2 rRNA genes (1 of these 2 running past the window's edge) are annotated in these 3,342 nt (G+C 57.7%); both read left to right on the top strand.

The features are described from left to right. Positions 1–238: 238 nt before the first annotated feature. A 16S ribosomal RNA gene (locus tag ACFC8N_RS48605) occupies positions 239–1,764 on the top strand. A 307-nt stretch (positions 1,765–2,071) separates the two neighbouring features. Beyond that, positions 2,072–3,342, top strand: a 23S ribosomal RNA gene (locus ACFC8N_RS48600); it runs 1,922 nt beyond the window's last position. The 16S and 23S rRNA genes sit together here, the layout of an rRNA operon.

Genomic DNA, 3,342 nt, shown 5'->3' with positions numbered 1-3,342 from the left:
AACACCGAAGGGAAGCCCGGAGGAAAGCCCGAGAGGGTGAGTACAAAGGAAGCGACCGTTCCTTGAGAACTCAACAGCGTGCCAAAAATCAACGCCAGATTAGTTGATACCCCGTCTCCGGTCATCACGACCGGGGCGAGGTTCCTTTGAAAAACACAGCGAGGACGCTGTGAACCGGGAGGACTATTCCTCCTCCTGGTTCCGCTCTCGTGGTGTTCGACCGGATTACCGGTAAACATTCACGGAGAGTTTGATCCTGGCTCAGGACGAACGCTGGCGGCGTGCTTAACACATGCAAGTCGAACGATGAAGCCCTTCGGGGTGGATTAGTGGCGAACGGGTGAGTAACACGTGGGCAATCTGCCCTTCACTCTGGGACAAGCCCTGGAAACGGGGTCTAATACCGGATATGACCGTCTTGGGCATCCTTGACGGTGTAAAGCTCCGGCGGTGAAGGATGAGCCCGCGGCCTATCAGCTTGTTGGTGAGGTAATGGCTCACCAAGGCGACGACGGGTAGCCGGCCTGAGAGGGCGACCGGCCACACTGGGACTGAGACACGGCCCAGACTCCTACGGGAGGCAGCAGTGGGGAATATTGCACAATGGGCGAAAGCCTGATGCAGCGACGCCGCGTGAGGGATGACGGCCTTCGGGTTGTAAACCTCTTTCAGCAGGGAAGAAGCGCAAGTGACGGTACCTGCAGAAGAAGCGCCGGCTAACTACGTGCCAGCAGCCGCGGTAATACGTAGGGCGCAAGCGTTGTCCGGAATTATTGGGCGTAAAGAGCTCGTAGGCGGCTTGTCACGTCGGGTGTGAAAGCCCGGGGCTTAACCCCGGGTCTGCATTCGATACGGGCTAGCTAGAGTGTGGTAGGGGAGATCGGAATTCCTGGTGTAGCGGTGAAATGCGCAGATATCAGGAGGAACACCGGTGGCGAAGGCGGATCTCTGGGCCATTACTGACGCTGAGGAGCGAAAGCGTGGGGAGCGAACAGGATTAGATACCCTGGTAGTCCACGCCGTAAACGGTGGGAACTAGGTGTTGGCGACATTCCACGTCGTCGGTGCCGCAGCTAACGCATTAAGTTCCCCGCCTGGGGAGTACGGCCGCAAGGCTAAAACTCAAAGGAATTGACGGGGGCCCGCACAAGCAGCGGAGCATGTGGCTTAATTCGACGCAACGCGAAGAACCTTACCAAGGCTTGACATACACCGGAAAGCATTAGAGATAGTGCCCCCCTTGTGGTCGGTGTACAGGTGGTGCATGGCTGTCGTCAGCTCGTGTCGTGAGATGTTGGGTTAAGTCCCGCAACGAGCGCAACCCTTGTTCTGTGTTGCCAGCATGCCCTTCGGGGTGATGGGGACTCACAGGAGACCGCCGGGGTCAACTCGGAGGAAGGTGGGGACGACGTCAAGTCATCATGCCCCTTATGTCTTGGGCTGCACACGTGCTACAATGGCCGGTACAATGAGCTGCGATACCGTGAGGTGGAGCGAATCTCAAAAAGCCGGTCTCAGTTCGGATTGGGGTCTGCAACTCGACCCCATGAAGTCGGAGTTGCTAGTAATCGCAGATCAGCATTGCTGCGGTGAATACGTTCCCGGGCCTTGTACACACCGCCCGTCACGTCACGAAAGTTGGTAACACCCGAAGCCGGTGGCCCAACCCCTTGTGGGAGGGAGTCGTCGAAGGTGGGACTAGCGATTGGGACGAAGTCGTAACAAGGTAGCCGTACCGGAAGGTGCGGCTGGATCACCTCCTTTCTAAGGAGCACTTCTTACCGGGTTCGCTCGGTCAGAGGCCAGTACATCGGCGAGTGTCCGATGCTGGTTGCTCATGGGTGGAACGTTGATTATTCGGCCGTGTTCACGGGTCGGAGGCTGTTAGTACTGCTCGTAAGAGTGTGGAACGCATGATCTCCGGACGGGACGCGGCCGGGCACGCTGTTGGGTGTCTGAGGGAATGATCTTCCTTCAGTCGCCGGCCCCAGTGCACTCACCGGATTTGTCCGGTGGGGTGATGGGTGGCTGGTCGTTGTTTGAGAACTGCACAGTGGACGCGAGCATCTGTGGCCAAGTTTTTAAGGGCGCACGGTGGATGCCTTGGCACCAGGAACCGATGAAGGACGTGGGAGGCCGCGATAGTCCCCGGGGAGTCGTCAACCAGGCTTTGATCCGGGGGTTTCCGAATGGGGAAACCCGGCAGTCGTCATGGGCTGTCACCCGCTGCTGAACACATAGGCAGTGTGGAGGGAACGAGGGGAAGTGAAACATCTCAGTACCCTCAGGAAGAGAAAACAACCGTGATTCCGGGAGTAGTGGCGAGCGAAACCGGATGAGGCCAAACCTATGGCGTGTGAGACCCGGCAGGGGTTGCGTCGTGGGGGTTGTGGGATCTCTCTTTCACGGTCTGCCGGCCGTGAGACGAGTCAGAAACCGTTGATGTAGGCGAAGGACATGCGAAAGGTCCGGCGTAGAGGGTAAGACCCCCGTAGTCGAAACGTCAGCGGCTCGTTTGAGAGACACCCAAGTAGCACGGGGCCCGAGAAATCCCGTGTGAATCTGGCGGGACCACCCGCTAAGCCTAAATATTCCCTGGTGACCGATAGCGGATAGTACCGTGAGGGAATGGTGAAAAGTACCCCGGGAGGGGAGTGAAATAGTACCTGAAACCGTGTGCCTACAAGCCGTGGGAGCGTCGGAATGTGCTTGCACATTCTCGTGACTGCGTGCCTTTTGAAGAATGAGCCTGCGAGTTTGCGGTGTGTTGCGAGGTTAACCCGGGTGGGGAAGCCGTAGCGAAAGCGAGTCCGAACAGGGCGATTCAGTAGCACGCTCAAGACCCGAAGCGGAGTGATCTAGCCATGGGCAGGTTGAAGCGGAGGTAAGACTTCGTGGAGGACCGAACCCACCAGGGTTGAAAACCTGGGGGATGACCTGTGGTTAGGGGTGAAAGGCCAATCAAACTCCGTGATAGCTGGTTCTCCCCGAAATGCATTTAGGTGCAGCGTCGTGTGTTTCTTGCCGGAGGTAGAGCACTGGATAGGCGATGGGCCCTACCGGGTTACTGACCTTAGCCAAACTCCGAATGCCGGTAAGTGAGAGCGCGGCAGTGAGACTGTGGGGGATAAGCTCCATGGTCGAGAGGGAAACAGCCCAGAGCATCGACTAAGGCCCCTAAGCGTACGCTAAGTGGGAAAGGATGTGGAGTCGCACAGACAACCAGGAGGTTGGCTTAGAAGCAGCCACCCTTGAAAGAGTGCGTAATAGCTCACTGGTCTAGTGATTCCGCGCCGACAATGTAGCGGGGCTCAAGCGTACCGCCGAAGTCGTGTCATTCAC

It is taken from the genome of Streptomyces sp. NPDC055966, from assembly GCF_042269865.1.
Taxonomy (GTDB): domain Bacteria; phylum Actinomycetota; class Actinomycetes; order Streptomycetales; family Streptomycetaceae; genus Streptomyces.
Note: the sequence above shows the minus strand (reverse complement) of the source record. Positions and strands in the feature narration are given on the sequence as shown.